The following is a 14,461-nucleotide window of genomic DNA, read 5'->3' as shown; positions in this document are numbered from 1 at the left end:
ACGTATGAACCCGGAAGGATCTGACCCCGGGCGCTCTGTGCGCCGGGATGCGATGCGGTTGTTGGAGCGGCTGGGCGTCCCGATGTCGCGTCGGGAGATGTTGCGGCGGTGTTTGTATGGGGCGGGCGGGTTGTTGCTGCTGAATGGTTGGGGGTTGCGGGCGGCGTCGCCCTCCCGGACCCCGCGGGCGCGTTCGGTGATCCAGGTCTGGTTGTGGGGGGGGCCGTGTCACATTGATCTGTTTGATCCGAAGCCCGAGGCCGGGCGGGATTATTGCGGACCCTTGAACTCGGCGTTGGAGACGAATGTGCCCGGGATTCGGATCGGGCAGTTGTTGCCCCGGTTGGCGGGGCAGGCGGACAAGTATGTCCTGATTCGGAGCCTGACCCATGGGAGCAATGCCCACGAGACAGCTTCGTACATTGTGCAGACGGGGCATAATCCGGGCGGGCGCGATGTGTTTCCGAGCGCGGGGGCGGTGGTGGCGCATTTCAAGGGACGGACGGGCGGGCCGGGCGGCCTGATTCCGCCGTACATTGTGTTGACGGAACCGCAGGGGCGGTTTTCGGAGGCGGGGTTTCTCGGATACGGTGCGCGGCCGTTTGTGACGGGCGGCGACCCGGCCCGGGCGCGATTCGAGGTGGAGGGGATTGTGGCGCCCGGGGTGAGCGACGAACGCCAGCGTCGGAGGCGCGCCCTGTTGGCGGAGTTGAACACGTTGGGCCGGGTATTGCCCGGGGATGCGACCCTGCAGAGTTTTTATGCTTCGGAGGAGCAGGCGTATGAACTGATTCTTGGGGAGGCGGGCCGGTTGTTTGATTTGACCCGTGAGCCGGACGCGGTGCGGGACCGGTACGGCCGGAACACCTTCGGACAGAGCTGTCTGATGGCGCGCCGGCTTGTGGAGCAGGGCGTGCCGTATGTGACGATCAACTACAAGGGCTGGGACACGCACAAGCAACACTTCCAGGTGATGAACCGGAAACTGCCGGAACTGGACCAGGGGTTGTCGGCACTGCTGGAGGATCTGGCCGGACGTGGTCTGTTGGCCGAGACCATCGTCTGGGTCTCGGGCGAGTTTGGTCGGACGCCGAAGGTCCAGTGGGATCCGCCGTGGAATGGGGGCCGGAACCATTACGGGCGCGCGTTTTCCGCGCTGCTGGCTGGTGGCGGATTCAAGGGCGGGCAGGTGCTCGGGGCCACGAACCGCACGGGTGAAGAAGTGGTGGAACGGCCCGTTCATCCGGCCGAGGTGTTGGCCAGCATCTATACGCTGCTGGGGATTGATCCGGGTGCCACGCTGCCGCATCCGGAGGGGCAACCGGTGCGGGTGTTGCCGGAGACGTCGGAAGCGGGCTCGGGCCCGCGCCTGTTGCGCGAGATCATGGAGACGGTATGACCCGTTGGGTTGCGTCGAGTGGCGACGGGTTTCGTCGGGGCCGGCTTTCCGGAGCTGGCTTGTTGCGGGCGCGGCTTCGGTTCGCGCTGGGGCTGGGGTGTGTCCTCGGGCTTGTGAAGGCCGCGCTGGTATGGGCTCAGCCGGTGGCGCCGCGGATTGGTTATGTCCATCCGGCCGGCGGACAAATCGGGACGACGGTGGAGGTGACGGTGGGTGGACGCGGGTTGGCACGGGTGGACCGGGTTTTGTGGGACCGGCCGGGGGTGGAGGCCGAGGTGCTGGAGTACCATCGGCCCATGTCGCCAGCCCGGTTCAATGAATTGCGGGATGAGTTGCGGCAACTGGCGGAGAGGCGTCGTGCGTGGATGAATGCGCGCCGTTCCGGCGGATTGGAGTCGGGAGCCCCCCATGCCTGGACCAACGCCGATGAGGAGCGTTGGCAGCAGAGTGTGAACGAGATCCTCGCCAATCCACCCAATCGGAATGCCACCCCGGCATTGGCGGAACGGGTCCGGCTGCGGGTGCGGATCGCGGAGACGGTGGTGCCCGGAGAGATGGAGCTGCGGCTGGCGGGTCCTGCCGGGGTGTCCAATCCGTTTCGGTTTTTTGTCGGTGTATGCCCCGAGCAGTCCGAGCCGGCCGCGGAGATGCCGAATCCGGAGTTGGAACGGTTTTTGGCTCGTTTGGGCCGGTTGCCGGAGACGGGTCGGGACGCCTCGGGGCCGGTGCCGGTCGAACTACCGGTGGTGTTGAACGGGCAGATCCTGCCCGGGACGACTGACCGTTACATTTTCCGGGCTCGTCGGGGGCAACGGTTGGTGGCGGCGCTGCAGGCGCGGGCACTGATTCCGTACCTGGCGGACGCGGTTCCGGGCTGGTTCCAGGCGGTGCTGGTTTTGCGGGACGTACAGGGGCGGGAACTTGTGGCGTGCGATGATTTTCGATTTGAGCCCGACCCGGTGTTGTTTTGTGAGATTCCCGAGGACGGGCTATACACGCTGGAGGTGCGGGACGCGTTGTATCGCGGTCGGGAGGATTTTGTGTATCGGCTGACGGTGGGTGAGATCCCGTGGGTGACGGATGTGTTTCCGTTGGGCGGGCGTGTGGGCGAGCCTTTGACCCTCGACCTGAGCGGTTGGAACCTGCCGGTGGAGCGGCTGACGATCCCGACGGAGGGCTTGGATCCGGGCTTGCAACGGATCCGGTTGAAGGCAGGGTCGGTTGACCTGGGCAGCGTGTGGCTTGCGCTGGATACGTTGCCCGAAGCCGGTGAGAGCGAGCCGAACGATGGGCCTGCCGGGGCGTGTCGGCTGGACCTTCCGTGTGTGGTCAATGGCCGGATTGAAAAACCGGGGGACGAGGACGTTTACCGGTTCGCCGGCAGGGCGGGCCAGGTTGTCGTGTTGGAGGTCCTGGCCCGGCGGCTGGGATCACCCCTGGACGCGCGTTTGGAATGCGGACGGGGCTCAGACGAGGTCCTTGCTTCGGCCGATGATGTGCCGGACCCGTCCTGTGGCTGGCTCACGCATCAAGCCGATCCGTGGCTTCAACTGACCATCCCCGAGGATGGCGAGTACTGGGTTCGGTTGACCGACACCCAGGGCAAGGGCGGTTCCGCGTACGGGTATCGCTTGCGATTGAGCCAGGCGCGCCCCGGTTTTGCCGTGTACTGGACGCCGTCTGCGCTTGCGGTCCGACCCGGCGGCACGGTGACGGGCATGGTGCATGTGGTCCGCAGGGATGGATTTGACGGTCCGGTTACCCTCAGCCTTCGCGAAGGCCCGCCGGGAGCGACCTTGGTTCCGGCTCGTGTGCCTGCGGGTACCAATCAGGTTCCGGTGCAGCTGCGTGTGCCCGGGGGAACGCGGCGCGGAACGTGGCGCGTGGTTTTGGAGGCCCGTGCAGAGTTGGCGGGCAGTGTGGGGGTGCAGACCGTGCATCCGGCGGAGGAATGGATGCAGGCGTTTTTCTACCGGCATCTGCTTCCGGCGAGCGAGTTGTGGCTGACAGTGAACGGCGGGCCGCTGGGTGTTCGGCCTCGTCAAGGGGCGGCAGTCAGGCGGTAGGCCCGTTGTGCCGGGAGCCCGGTCGGGCGGCGTGGGAGGCCGCCGGGCGGGTGCATGCCCGGGTTCCAGGGGAGCCGTCTGGATTTGGGAGGGGATGGTGACGTGAGCCGGGATCGGGGTCGGTCGCTTGTGGTGATCGGTCCCGGTCCGGCTTGTCACCGGGCCTTCACTGAGCCGTCCAGCCGCCGTCAATGCGAATGTCCGTTCCGGTGATCCATCCCGCCTCGTCGGAACACAGGTAGAGGGCCAGGGCGGCGATTTCCTCCTCCGTGCCCCAACGTGCCATGGGGATCCTGGCTGTAAACTCGCGGTGCAGCTCGGGGTTTTCCAGCAAGGGACGGTTCATCTCGGTGGCCACCGGTCCGGGGCTGATGCCATTGACGGTGATGCCCTCGGGCGCAAGTTCGAGTGCGAGGGCCCGGATGAAACCGAGCAGACCCGTTTTGCTGGCCGCGTAAGCGGTGCGACCGGGCAGCGCCACATGACTCATGATGGAGGTGAGGTTGAGGATCCGCCCGTAACCCTGGCCGCGCATCAGGGGGATCAGGGCCCGGCACATGAGGAACACGCCGGTGAGGTTGGTGTCCAGTACGCGATGCCATTCCTCCAGGGTGAAGTCGGTGATGGGCTTGCGGATGTTGATCCCGGCGGAGTTGACCAGGATATGTACGACGCCGAAGGCCTTGCGGATTTCCCCGGCAGCTGCGGCGACGTCGGATTCGGACGAGACATCGCAGGGCAGGGGCAGGGCACGGCGACCGCGCTGCCGGATTTCTTCGGCAACGGAAGAGAGCCGTTGGACGTCCCGGGCCAGCAATGCCACGTCGGCCCCGGCCCCGGCCAGTTTCAGGGCGATGGCGCGGCCCAGTCCACGACTGGCTCCGGTGACCACCGCCACCCGGTTGTGCAGGTGGATCCCGTTCATGGCCGGCATTGTGGTGGCGCAGGCGGGCGGGAGCCAGAGGGAAGTGCCCGGGGACCTTGGGGGAGCGGCCTGCGCGCGTGCGGTTCCTGCCGGTCCGGCCGCTCCCGGGAACGGCGGGTTGCGTGTGCGATTGTTTGTCCCGGTCGACCTGTGCAAGACGTGCTGCAGGCGTGAGCCGCGGCGCTGCCACCGTTTCCACGGGCGCCGAGGTGCGCCCGGCAGATGAATCCGGCGGGAATTCGCAGGCCAGCGATTTTGGGAGCGCCGTGGTGCTCGGGTGTGACGTGCTGCAGCGGCGGGACGGGTTGAGCCGGGGCTGTTGCGAACCCGCAGTCCGGCAAGCGGCCGGGAATGCTGCGGCAAAGAAGGGCGCGCCCGGGTGTGTGGCAGGCGACCTCGGGCCGTGGCGGTGCGATCAGAGGGTGCCGGGGATCCAAAGGGCGTCCTGCGGGACCCAGCCGGATTGGATGCCGTCGGGGGTGACCCGGAGCCAATTGTCCTTGCGTTCCAACACGAGGACTTCGGCGCCGTCGTGGAGTTGCAGCAGCACGGGAGATTCTTCGAATGGACCGTTGCGGAGCGGCGCGGTGGCGGTGATGACGACTGCCGGGCGACGGTATTGCCAGAGGAGATGGGCCGCCAGCGTGAGTGCGGCCAGGAACAGGGTGAGGAGGCCGGTGCACCAGAGGAGGCCCTTGAATCGGGCCCTCCATGCCGGACGCACCTGACTTGCCATCAGAAGGAGCAGAGAGATCCAAAACGGCACGGCGGCTGCCAACGTCCATTCGTTGACGGTGAGCCGGGTGAGCCATTGTTGAAGAGTGCCGGGTTTGAAGGATGGGGGTCGGACCTGTTCACGGACGAACTGGAGGTTGGCCCGGATTTCGGGATCGCGCGGAGCCAGTTCGAGGGCTTCGTGGTAACTTGCGATGGCGCGGCCGAGGTGGCCGGCTTTGAACCAGGCGTTGCCGCGGTTGTAGAGGACGGCCGCGGTGCGGATGCCCTGGTGGAGCAGATCTTCGTAAGTGCGGACCGCCTCCTCGTAGTGGCCCTGTTCGTAGAGGTGGTTGGCCTGGTCGAATGCGGTCGCCGCAGCCGCTGGTGCCGCGGCGGCCGTGGCGAGGGTCAGCAGCCAGAGGCCGACGACAACGCAGGCATGTCGCGCAATCCCGGCCCGCTCGCCGGCGAGGCGGGTTGTTGCACAGGATTTGCGGGAATCCGGGGGCTGGTGCGCGCTCATGGTCCGAAGTTTTGGAGGCGTTGCACGGCGGCTTCGGCCCGGGCGCGGACGCGATCGAGGTTGGCCTCCACCATGCCGGGTGCGTAGCGGGCCTGGTTGCAGAGCTGGAAGAGGGCGTGCAATTCCTGGCAGAGGTCATCGGGCAGGCCGGCCGGGCGCAGGCGTTCCTCGATGACGGCCTCGGTAATGGCGGAGGCGGGCAGGTCGAGCCGCTCTGCGATCTGCTCCTGGAGCAGGCGGAACAGGGCGGCGTAGAAGGCATCCGGGGGTCCGGCAGGGGCCAGTTTTTGCAGTTCGTACAGGGCGTGGCGGACGCGGCGGCGGGCGGCGCGCTGACGCTGTCGGCGGGGGTCGGCGGCCAGGGCTTCGGCGCGTCGGCGCCAGGCCAGCAGACCCAGCCATGCTGCCACGGGGAGACTGTGCGCAATCCAGAAGGACCCGCGAGTGATCCATGGCGGTGCCGTGGCGACGATGGGCCCGAGCTGTTGTTTGAGGCCGCGGATGTCCCGGGCGGGCGCGGGTGGGGTCCGGGGTTGTGGCGGTTCAGTGGCCAGGGCGGGCAGCGGGGTGGCGGCACCGGCGCGCACCTGCAAGGGGATCGGTTCGCTGGCCAGCTGCCGATAGGTGCGGCTTTCGGGGTCAAAGTAGGCGAACCGGAGGGGAGGGAGGGCACGAATTCCGGCCGATTGAGGGACGACGATGAGTTCGAAAGTTTTGACACCCTCGAGTCCCAGCGGGTCGGAGGTTTGGACATTCTCGGTGGGCGGATAGGTTTTGAAGGCCTGCCAGTCCGACTGTTCGGGGAGTTTGAGTGCGTCGAGTGCACCGCGACCGCGGATTTGCACGCGGACGGTGACGGGGTCGCCGACGGCGACGTTGGTGGGGCCGGCGACGACGGAGAGGCTGAAGCGGCCGATGGCGCCGTTGAACTCCGGGGGCCGACCCTGTTCGGGCAGGGGCAGGACCTGAAGTTTTTGGGCGTCGGCGCGCAGGGAGATGGGCCGGGTCTCGCCAAATCGGAATACGCCGAAACCGAATCCGGCAAATGGATCGCGTCGGCCTCCTTCCGGAATCACTTCTGCGACGAAGCTGCAGTCCACCGGGCCGATCGTGAGCGTGCCGGGGCGCGCGGCCACCAGGGTGTAGACCATGGGGATGACCGTGAACTGGCCGAATTCGTTGCGTTCGGTTTGTTGGGGGAGCCGGGACTGTTTGAGCTGGGTGCAGGATTCGACCTGGAGCGGGGAGAGCTGGACATTGGCGATGTTTTCGATGCGGTCGCGCAGGCACAGGTCCAGTTTCACCGTGAAGACCTCGCCTGCGTAGACCGGCCGCTCCGGGATGGACAGTCGCAGATAAGCCAGTTGCGTGCGCGGGTCGCTGCGGACGATGCGGAGGGAGACGGGATCGCTGGTGAGGGTTTGCCCGTTGACGCGGACCTGGAGAGCCGGGATGGTGTAGTCGCCGGGTTCGAGTCCGACCACCGTGTAGGTGTGGGTGGCGGTGGAGCTGATGCGGTTGTTGACCATGATGAACTGGGTTGAGCGGCCCGCGTAGGTGATTTGCAGGCCGGGAATATCCGGCACCCGGGGCGGTTCTTCCGGTTCACCGCCCGAGAACGTGAGGTTGAGGGTGACGGGCTCGCCCACGGGCGCGACCCCGCGGTCCACGGAAGCGGTAAAGGTGGCGCCGGCGGCGGTGCAGCACAGGAGGACTGCGAACCACCAGCCCAGGAGCAATAGTCCCGGTCGGAACCGGTTCGGTTGGACCTCCGGCAAGCCGGGCCCGGGCATGTTTCTCCACGTCTGCATGCTGCAAGGGTGCATTCTGCCCGTGAGCATGGGCGATGCAAGAACACCCTGTTTCCGAGGATTGGATGGCGGACGGGCGGATCGGTTCAAACTTTGCGGCGGGCGGGCCGGTTGTCGGTCAGGTTTTCGGGCCGGTTGTCGTGTAAGCGGGGTGGGGTGTGAGACCCCGGGTTTGGACGTGCCATTGTCCTGCGCACCGCCCGAGGACAAGGGCTTGGAGGTCGGGCCATTGCCGGGCCAGCAGGTTCAGGCCCTCGGCACCCAGGACCAGCAATGCGGTGGAAAGGGCGTCGGCTTCGGTGGGGGATCGGGTCACCACCGCGGCCAAAACGGCGCGGGAAACGGGTTGGCCGGTCCGCGGGTCGATGACGTGGCCGTGGAGGCCCTCGGCGTCGGTGAATGCCCGGCCCCAGACGGCCGAGACCGACAGTGCGCGGTCCCGGAGGGAAACCACGGCCAGTGGTGGTGCGTCGGGCCGGCGCAATTCGGGGGGCGGCTCGATGGCGACCTGCCATGCTTCGGCTTCGGGCGGTGCGCCCAGGCCGTAAGCGGTGCTGGTGCCGCCGTGGATGAGGGCGGATGTGACGCCGGCGTCGCGGAGGATTTCCACGGCCTGTTCGATGGCGTAGCCCTTGCCGATCCCGCCCAGGTCCACGCGCATACCGGGTTTTTCGAAGCTGACCGACCAGGTGAGGCGGTCGAAGCGCAGGTATTGCAGGCCGACACGATTCCTGGCTGAGTGGAGGGTTTCGGGGTCGGGTCGGTGTCCCGTGCCGCCCGCGAACCCCCACGCTTCGAGCAGGGGTGCCACGGTGATGTCGAACGCACCGTCGGTGGCCCGGCCGAGGGCCACGGCCCGTTCCAGGAGGGTCCATACCTCGGGCAAGATTCGAACCGGTTCGGTGCCGCCGCGCTGGTTGAGCCGGGCGATTTCGCTGTCCGGTCGATAGAAGCTGAGGCGGGACTCGAGTCGTCGGACCTCGGCCAGGGCCTCCTCGGCGGCGGCGCGCAGGGCGGGCGGGTGTGTTCCGTACACGAGGATTTCGAATCGTGTGGCCATCGCGTCGATTGCGGCGCGGACGGCCACGGGCGATTCGAAAGGGACGGCATCAGCGGTTTGGGTCATGACGGCTGCGACGGGATCAATGGTGGCGCAGACCGGCCAGTTGCCAGGCGATGTGGGCCCCGTGGATGGCGGCCAGCAGGAGCAACACCACACCCGAGGCACGTTCCATTTTCAGGAGGGCGGGTTCACTGAGCCGGCCCATGCCGCGCGAGGCGCCCCAGCTCAGCGCGGTAAACCAGCCGAGCGTGGCAGCACCGACCCCGAGCAAACAGGCCAGTTTGCCCGGCCAGCCGGGGTCCACCCAGCCCCTGGCCATAAAGTTGCCCGCGAGGATGATCCAAAACAGCAGGACGCCCGGATTGGCCAGCGTCCGGATCCAACCGATCATGAAGGCCGAATGGGGGTGGAACCGCGCCTCCAAGCGGGCTTCCAGCCGCTGCTCCAACCGGCTGCCCCGGCTCACGCGTGGGGCCGTTTCCACCGATCGGGTGAGCAGGAACTTCAAACCCAGGAAAACCAGGAACAGGAAGCTGAACACCTCCATGAAGCTTTCCACCAGGGGCTGTCCGAAGAAGGAGGAGACGCCGGCGAAGGCGAGGCCGCAGTAGATCACCTCCATGCAGGCGGCTCCCAAGCCGATGAACCAGCCCCGGCGAAACCCCCACCGGGCGGCTTCGTTCATGATGGTGAGATTGACCGGGCCGACCGGGATGGACAGCAGCAGTCCGCTGATCCAACCGGTGAGCCCTGAGAGGATCACCTCCCGCATGGGTTGTCACCTCCCCCGGGCGGGTCCGGTTCGGGCGTGCCCCGGGCCGGTTCATTCCAGTCCTCTTCGTCTTCGATTTCCCGCAGCAGGGCCCGGGACAATTTGGGTCGGATGAATCCGTAGATCAGGTAGGCGGTGAAGAACCCCGGCAGCACATAGAAAAGCACTTTTTCCCGCAACACCAGGAGCATGCCGAGGAAGAGCGCAGCACCGATGGCCTTGGTGAAGGTGCTGGTGGCGCGCAGGCCCAACGATTTGAAGCTCGGGTACCGCACCGTGCTGACCATCATGATCGAAAGAAAGACCAATACCACCGCCGGAATGTACCGCCATCGGCCCAGGCTGCGTTCATTTTCGTTGAGGTGGATGATCAGCAGGGTGAGAGACACGACCAACCCGGCCGCCGAGGGTATGGGAAAGCCGACGAATTCAGTGGTACCACGGTCGCCCCGGGCGGCCAATACGTTGAACCGTGCCAGCCGGAACGCCCCGCACAGCAGGTAGATGGAGGCGATGAACCAGCCGATCTGGGGATGATTCACGAAGACATCGGCCAGCACCACCCGATGCACCAGAAACGCCGGAGCCACCCCAAACGAGATCAGATCCGCCAACGAATCGAACTCGCGTCCAAACGGGCTGTCGATTCCGCCCATCCGCGCCACGCGACCGTCGAACAGGTCGAAGATGCACGCCAACAGGATGAACGCCATGGCGACCTTGATCGGTCCCCAGTTGATCACTCCTTCCGGCGAGGGTGTCAGGTCGGCCTCCACGATCTTGGTCAGGGCCACAAACCCGCAGAAGAGATTTCCCGCGGTGAGAAGGTTGGGCAGGAAATAGATCTGCAGCCCGGCGTCGGGATCGGATGGGTTTTCTGGGCGCCTGCCCTGGAGAGTGGATGGTGCGCGTGCCATGGGGTCGGGGCCTCCTCTATTCCCAATGGGCCACAATGGTTTCGCCGCCGCGGACGCGGTCACCCACCTTCACCGTCACCCGCGCTCGCAAGGGCAGGTACAATTCCACCCGGGAGCCGAACTGGATGAGGCCGATCCGGTCGCCCTGGTCCAGTTCCTCCCCCGCCTCGACGAAGGGCACGATACGGCGTGCCACCACACCGGCGATGAGCCGCACCGCCACGCGTTCACCGGCCGGCTCGTTCACCTCCAGGCCCAGCAACACGTTTTCATTGTAGCTGCTGCTCTCGGTGCGGAGGGCACTCAGGTACACGCCGGGCGTGTGTTTGCGGATGGCGACCCGGCCGGCCACAGGGGCGTATTGCACGTGGACGTCGAAAACGGAAAGAAAGATCGAAATGCGGTGGCACTCGCCGCCCAGGAACCAGGGTTCAGTGGTGCGATCCACCACGTCCACCCGTCCATAGGCCGGGGCCACGATGAGGCCGCGGCCCCGGGGTACCCGGGGCGTGGGGTCGCGAAAGAAAAACAGGGTAAACAGCGCGAACGCGGCCCAGATGCACACGAACAGGGTGGACAACATGAGGACCAACGAGCCCAGCAGCCAGGCGCATAAAGCCCCGAGCAACACCAGGGCCAGCACACCCAAGGTCCAACCCACCATGCGCAAAGCCGCGCGACGCGCCTTGCCGGCATGTTTCATGCCGCCAGCTTACGTTCCCCCGGGACGCCTTCAAGATCCAAACGGGCGGAGCCGCCGGCTTCTAAACGCCGGGCGGCCGGGTGGCCGGGCTATAGAACTGGCGCGCTCCGGTCCCGGGACTCCGGGCCCGGCAAACCCTTCCCGGACGCTTGGGAACCTGCCTGGAGAGGACTTCCCCGGCGATCGCCTCGGCGGGCGACCTGGACAGGTTGGACCGGTGATTCGAATCCATCAGGGTTGGTCCGTGATGAGACGCGAGATTTCGGACTTCAGCAGGGGGCGGACTGAGCCCTCATTCGAGCGCGCGCGGCCAGGTCTTGGAGTTCCGAATTCTTCAGGTGAGCTCCGCCACAGGGCCCCTCGCGGGCGCATAGCAACCAGATGGCGTTATCCACAAACACAAACACGACCTTCTCTCCCACTGCCCGGGCGAAGTCAGCCACGGCGATCATAATTTCCCTGCACTTGGCCGGATTGGAGTTGCTTGGTGCGGCATAGTCGCTGGTACGTCCCGTGTCGGCAGCGGAAGAAGATGCGGGGTGGGCCTTTTCCGAGCACGTCTGCGAGCGGGCAGACTTCCCGCGGCGCCGATTCTCGGGAAACTGAACCAGACCAAAATTGGCGACGGCCCGCAGGATGTGCCGGTCCGGTTTGGCGATGTCGAACCCGAGATTTCGCAGGGCTTCGGCGGCGAGGGGCACGCCAAAGCCTGGAAGTTTGTATTGTCCGGGCGTGCCCAACTGGATGGCAGCCTCGACGGGGTCGTCCCCACAAGAGCGCACCAGTCCCAGAAAATACGACTCCGCGGACTTTGATTCGGCGCGAAGCCCCACGAGTTTCCGGCATGTCTCCCGGAACTTGCGGAGCTGGATTCTTTGTTGTGGTGCGCCGGCTTTCTTTGTTTTAAGCCACTCGGCGATTTTATGGATATCGGCGTCTTCGAGGTTCGCGTACCGGTGGAAGTCAAAGTTGCAAAACATCTGTTGGAGGTCGTCTTGAACCTTCGCCACATTCGACCAATCAATATTACCGCTCAGGAGGGCCCGTAGGAGGGCTTCAAAAACTTGGGGGTCACTCCATGTTTCGCCCCTGAGGCGGCGTTCCACGGCGATGACTTGTTTCAACTTTATGATGCGGTCCTCCCAATTGGGCAGCTCGGAGCCGAGTTTATTCCGGATTTCTTCCCAGAGTGCGCGGAGGAATGCGTGCTGTTCCATGGGTGGGTTGACGCTGCACACCCGCGGCAGCGTAAGAGGGAGGGCGTCGGCGGTCAACGTTTGCGGGCCCGGGCTTCCGCGTCGCTCTTGCGCCGGGGAGTGCTTTGCCGTTCCCTCGGCCGTGGATGACAAGGGACGGGCCGGAAAAGGTGGATGAGCCCGGTGCCGGTGCGACGGGGAGGTCGGGGTGGCTGTTTTGCCCCGGTCCGCGTGTGCTGCTGGCGCTGGTGTTGGCGACCGCTTCTGTGGCCGGCTGGGCGTTGGCGTGGAGTGCCTCGCGTGTTCTCACGCCGGTGGTTCGTGTCTGCCTGGATGCGTGGGAACATCCGCTGCGGTGTGAGGGTGGGCGTTGGGCTTTCCCGGACGCGCGGCCGCATTTGGTGGCCGAGACGCGGGACCTTGCAATTGTGGTGGACCCGGAGCACAGCGGGGGCCTGCGCTCGCCCGCGATGTTCCAGATTCAGTGGGGTCGGCAGAGCCTGCGCGTTTATGGTCCGTTGGGCTGGCGGGAATGGTCGTTTCCGGCGGATTGGACGTTCGAGTTGGATCCCCAGGTGATGCGGGCCCGTTGGGAGGCGTGGCGACCGTTTGTGTGGCTGACGCTCGGTGTGGGAACGGCCCTGGGGCTGATGGGGATTTGGTTTGCTTGTGCGTGTGTGTACGGGCTCGGGCTGGCTGTGATGGCGGTGTGTCTGGGGCGGCGTGGTTCGGCGGGTTTGATCTTTCGGTGCGGCTGGGCCGTGCAATTGCCGGGGGCGTGGTTGATGACGGTGGCCGTGGCCGGCTACGGTCAGGGCTGGCTGGACCTGGCGGATCTGGTGGTGGCATGGGTATGGCACTGGGTTGTGACGGTGCTACTGGTCCTGGTGACGCCGTTGGGTTTGCCGCGGCGAGCCGGGAAGCGCGGGGAAGAAAATCCGTTTCTGGCATGAGAATCCGCGCTCTGCGCCCCCGAGACGGTGACCCGGCCCAAACCGTGAGTGGGGTGTCGGCATGGTGAACCGGTTCCGGTGAGCCGGGCGGGCGCCGGGGGCGGGGGACAAGCCCGCATTTGGCAAGGGGAGATTCCGCGGGTAGAGTGAGTGGGACCGAATCTATGCTGCTGGTCATCGATAATTACGATTCGTTCACGTACAACCTGGTGCAGTACCTGGGCGAGATGGGGGTTGCGATGAAGGTTGTGCGGAATGACGAGGTCACGCTGGAGCAGATCGAGGCGTGGCAGCCGGATCGCCTGCTGATTTCGCCGGGGCCCTGCTCGCCGCGGGAGGCGGGGTTGTCGTGCGAGGTGATCCGGCGGCTGGGGCCCAGGATTCCGACGCTGGGGGTGTGTCTGGGGCATCAATGCATCGGCCAGGTGTTTGGCGCGCGGGTGGTGGTGAACTATCGGATGATGCACGGCAAAACCTCGATGATTCATCATGACGGGCGCGATCTGTTTGCGGGGCTGCCGAATCCCTTTCGGGCCACGCGGTATCATTCGCTGGTGATTGAGCCCGGCAGTCTGCCGGACTGCCTGGAGGTGACGGCGCGGACCGACGAGGGCGAGATCATGGGGGTGCGCCACAAACAGTATCCCATCTGGGGCGTGCAGTTTCATCCGGAGAGCATTTTGACCGAGTACGGTCGTGAGCTGCTGCGGAATTTTCTGCAGTTGGGTCCGCGGGCGGAGGTGGTGGGGCCGGCGGCCGCCGGTGCGATGGAAACCGGTTCCTGATCCGGCGGATGGGGGCTGGTGAGGGCGCAGTTCAGGCGGTCTGAAAAAATTTTCAAAAACTTCTTGCAATGGGCTGCGATTGGGGCAAAGTGTCGGGCGTCTGGACGGTGGACCGGCCACTTTCCAGGACTTGGTGAATCTTCAGGTGAACGGTTGTTGTTCGGTGATGATTCGAAACCCGGCGGTTCGGGAACGGTCTTGGTGAAGTTGCGGGAAATCGCGGACAAAAACATCACATGAACAACAAACTGTTTGTCGGAAACCTCTCCTACCAAACCACGGAGAACGATCTGCACGATGCCTTCAGTGCGCACGGGCATGTCGTTGAGGTGAATCTTATGACGGACCGTTCCACGGGGCGGTCGCGCGGGTTTGCCTTTGTGACCATGAGCACGGATGCCGAGGCGCAGGCGGCGATTGAGGCGTTGCACGGAGCGTCGCTGGATGGGCGGCCTCTGACGGTCAACGTGGCCCGGCCGCGGGAGGAGCGGTCCCATGGTGGTGGTGGCGGCGGTCGCCGGCCCTACTCCGGCGGCGGGCGCAGTCGCTATTAAGTATGGGTTTCCGTCTGACGACGGAGTTTCCTCACGAGGGCGGCGCTTTTCAGGGCGCCGCCCTTTTTTGTCGGTTG

Annotated in this window: 13 protein-coding genes; 5 read left to right on the top strand and 8 right to left on the bottom strand. The window is 65.7% G+C overall.

Going from position 1 to position 14,461, the window contains the following annotated elements:
• The first annotated feature begins 4 nt into the window (after positions 1-4).
• Both G4L39_RS14320 and G4L39_RS14315 read left to right on the top strand, forming a co-directional pair.
• Positions 5-1,399: a DUF1501 domain-containing protein gene (locus G4L39_RS14320; RefSeq protein ID WP_205881047.1), complete on the top strand. Its 1,395-nt coding sequence runs from the start codon at positions 5-7 to the stop codon at positions 1,397-1,399.
• Positions 1,396-3,465 carry a COG1470 family protein gene (locus G4L39_RS14315; RefSeq protein ID WP_165109274.1) on the top strand — a complete coding sequence of 690 codons (2,070 nt, stop codon included), beginning with the start codon at positions 1,396-1,398 and terminating at the stop codon, positions 3,463-3,465. The genes G4L39_RS14320 and G4L39_RS14315 overlap by 4 nt, the downstream gene beginning before the upstream one ends.
• 166 nt (positions 3,466-3,631) lie before the next feature.
• Here the strand turns inward: G4L39_RS14315 and G4L39_RS14310 are convergent, their stop codons facing one another.
• From G4L39_RS14310 to G4L39_RS14275, 8 genes are all read right to left on the bottom strand, one after another.
• Complete coding sequence (locus tag G4L39_RS14310; protein WP_165109272.1) at positions 3,632-4,390, bottom strand: SDR family NAD(P)-dependent oxidoreductase; 759 nt, start codon at positions 4,388-4,390, stop codon at positions 3,632-3,634.
• A 415-nt stretch (positions 4,391-4,805) separates the two neighbouring features.
• Positions 4,806-5,630 (bottom strand): tetratricopeptide repeat protein, encoded by an 825-nt coding sequence (locus G4L39_RS14305; RefSeq protein ID WP_165109270.1) that lies wholly within the window; start codon positions 5,628-5,630, stop codon positions 4,806-4,808.
• Positions 5,627-7,441 carry a BatD family protein gene (locus G4L39_RS14300; protein WP_165109268.1) on the bottom strand — a complete coding sequence of 605 codons (1,815 nt, stop codon included), beginning with the start codon at positions 7,439-7,441 and terminating at the stop codon, positions 5,627-5,629. Before G4L39_RS14300 ends, G4L39_RS14305 begins: the two co-directional genes overlap by 4 nt.
• Positions 7,442-7,559: 118 nt before the next feature.
• Entirely contained in the window at positions 7,560-8,567 is a 1,008-nt protein-coding gene (locus G4L39_RS14295; protein WP_165109266.1) for an FAD:protein FMN transferase, read from the bottom strand.
• 16 nt (positions 8,568-8,583) lie between these two features.
• On the bottom strand, positions 8,584-9,276 hold the full coding sequence (locus G4L39_RS14290) for a LysE family translocator (protein ID WP_165109264.1): 693 nt from the start codon (positions 9,274-9,276) through the stop codon (positions 8,584-8,586).
• On the bottom strand, positions 9,264-10,193 hold the full coding sequence (pssA, locus tag G4L39_RS14285; RefSeq protein WP_165109262.1) for a CDP-diacylglycerol--serine O-phosphatidyltransferase: 930 nt from the start codon (positions 10,191-10,193) through the stop codon (positions 9,264-9,266). The genes G4L39_RS14290 and pssA overlap by 13 nt, the downstream gene beginning before the upstream one ends.
• A gap of 16 nt (positions 10,194-10,209) precedes the next feature.
• Positions 10,210-10,896, bottom strand: a complete 687-nt coding sequence (locus tag G4L39_RS14280; protein ID WP_165109260.1) for a phosphatidylserine decarboxylase — start codon at positions 10,894-10,896, stop codon at positions 10,210-10,212.
• Between the two features lie 269 nt (positions 10,897-11,165).
• The gene (locus G4L39_RS14275; protein WP_165109258.1) at positions 11,166-12,113 is read right to left on the bottom strand and encodes an HhH-GDP family DNA glycosylase; all 948 of its coding nucleotides are present in this window, start codon (positions 12,111-12,113) and stop codon (positions 11,166-11,168) included.
• 125 nt (positions 12,114-12,238) lie between these two features.
• Here G4L39_RS14275 and G4L39_RS14270 point away from each other — a divergent pair, with 125 nt between their 5' ends.
• The 3 genes from G4L39_RS14270 (at position 12,239) to G4L39_RS14260 (ending at position 14,384) form a co-directional block, all read left to right on the top strand.
• Entirely contained in the window at positions 12,239-13,045 is an 807-nt protein-coding gene (locus G4L39_RS14270; protein ID WP_165109256.1) for a hypothetical protein, read from the top strand.
• Between the two features lie 164 nt (positions 13,046-13,209).
• Entirely contained in the window at positions 13,210-13,830 is a 621-nt protein-coding gene (locus G4L39_RS14265; RefSeq protein ID WP_165109254.1) for an anthranilate synthase component II, read from the top strand.
• Positions 13,831-14,066: 236 nt separating this feature from the next.
• Positions 14,067-14,384 (top strand): RNA recognition motif domain-containing protein, encoded by a 318-nt coding sequence (locus G4L39_RS14260; protein WP_165109252.1) that lies wholly within the window; start codon positions 14,067-14,069, stop codon positions 14,382-14,384.
• Positions 14,385-14,461: the final 77 nt, after the last annotated feature.

The sequence above is a fragment of the Limisphaera ngatamarikiensis genome (assembly GCF_011044775.1).
In the GTDB taxonomy this organism is placed as follows: Bacteria; Verrucomicrobiota; Verrucomicrobiia; order Limisphaerales; family Limisphaeraceae; genus Limisphaera; species Limisphaera ngatamarikiensis.
The sequence above is the reverse complement of the archived record's forward strand: the minus strand, read 5'-3'. Positions and strand labels throughout refer to the sequence as shown.